At 46.4% G+C, this 1,600-nt stretch carries 1 protein-coding gene and 1 pseudogene; one reads left to right on the top strand and one right to left on the bottom strand.

All coding sequences use genetic code 11. The annotated features are described in order from the left end of the window. Positions 1-1,110, top strand: a 1,110-nt coding sequence (locus ACWHAR_RS20845; protein ID WP_452087696.1) for a YhgE/Pip family protein, incomplete at its 5' end; no start/stop codon positions are given. Between the two features lie 41 nt (positions 1,111-1,151). Here the strand turns inward: ACWHAR_RS20845 and fabHB are convergent. Beyond that, a pseudogene (gene fabHB / locus ACWHAR_RS20840) lies at positions 1,152-1,600 on the bottom strand (beta-ketoacyl-ACP synthase III FabHB); the annotation flags it as partial.

Here is a 1,600-nt window from a genome sequence, read left to right as displayed (position 1 = left end):
GCAACGATAAAAAGCTCATTGGAAGATGTGAAAGCGCAGGTTGCCCAGGTGAAGGCATTGCCGGAAGCTACCTCTAAACTTTATAACGGCGCAAAAGCCACTCAAGACGCGATTGACAAATTAACTGCTGGATCTGAGAAATTATACAATGCGTCACAGCAGGTGACAGATGGCCAAACTAAACTGACAGCCGGCATCGGTGAATATAATAAGCAGTTCGCAAAAGCAAAAGCGGGCTCAGAGCAATTGGTGACAGGAAGCAGCCAAGTATCCGGCGGATTGTTTAAGCTGTTAGACGGGTCTAAACAGGTCCAAAGCGGATCATCAAAACTGGCAGACGGATCTGCATCACTTGATACAGGTTTAGGCAAGCTGTTGGACGGCACAGGAGAGCTGTCTAGTAAGCTGAAGGATGCGGCTGACCAAACAGGAGATATCGATGCTGATGATCAAACATACGGCATGTTTGCGGATCCGGTTAAAACCAAAGATGATGCCATTCATTCCGTTCCTAACTATGGAACAGGGCTGACACCTTATATCCTGTCAATGGGCTTATATGTCGGCGGCATCATGCTGACGGTTGTCTTCCCGCTGAAGGAAGCGTCAGGGCGTCCGAGAAATGGTTTTGAGTGGTTCTTCAGCAAATTCAATGTCATGATGCTTGTAGGAATCATTCAATCATTGATTGTGGCGACGGTTCTTCTATTGGGAATTGGTCTCGAGGTAGAGAGCACGTGGAGATTTTACGTGTTTACGATCATTACGAGTCTAGCTTTTCTAGCGATAATTCAATTTTTGGCTACAACGATGGGCAACCCGGGACGATTTATCGCAGTCATTATTTTAGTGCTGCAGCTGGGAGCGAGCGGAGGAACCTTCCCGCTTGAATTGCTTCCGCATTTCTATCAGGTCATCCATGGCGCATTGCCGATGACCTACAGCATTAACGGATTCAGAGCAGTCATTTCAAACGGTGACTTTGGCTACATGTGGCAGATGGCCGGCGTCTTAATCGGCATCGCCCTCGTCATGATTGCACTAAGCATTACTTACTTTACAATGTTAAGCCGGAAGGAAGAAACATCAGAAGAACAGCCGGCTTCATAAAGAAAAAGAACTTGTTTCCTTGGAAACAAGTTCTTTTTTTGTTACATTCCCCATTTAATAAGCAATCCTGTATAGGTTAATCCACCGCCAAACCCGAAAAGCAAAACGATTTGATCTTTTTTCAGCTTCCCGGCTTTCACTGCGAGATCAAGCGCCAAAACAATTGAAACCGAAGATGTGTTTCCGTAGTGCTCAACACTAGTGAGCGTTTTTTCAATCGGGAACGGTGTTTTTTCACAAATTGACTCGATCATGCGCAAGTTCGCGCTATGAGGAACAAACCAATCGAGATCATCAGAGCTGAGTCCTGCTTTATGTAAAAGCCGTTCAAATTCGCCAGGGACGGTTCGTGCGGCCCATTTATATACCTCGCGTCCGTTTTGCACCATTTTTCCAGAACCGACAAGCTGCACACCGTTTATTTCATTTCGCAGTCCGGCACGATACAAAATATCGCCGCCGTCCCCGCTTGTTCCTTGTACAGACGCAA

Source organism: Bacillus sp. LR--39 (assembly GCF_053613335.1).
This window is presented reverse-complemented; position numbering and strand designations above follow the sequence as displayed.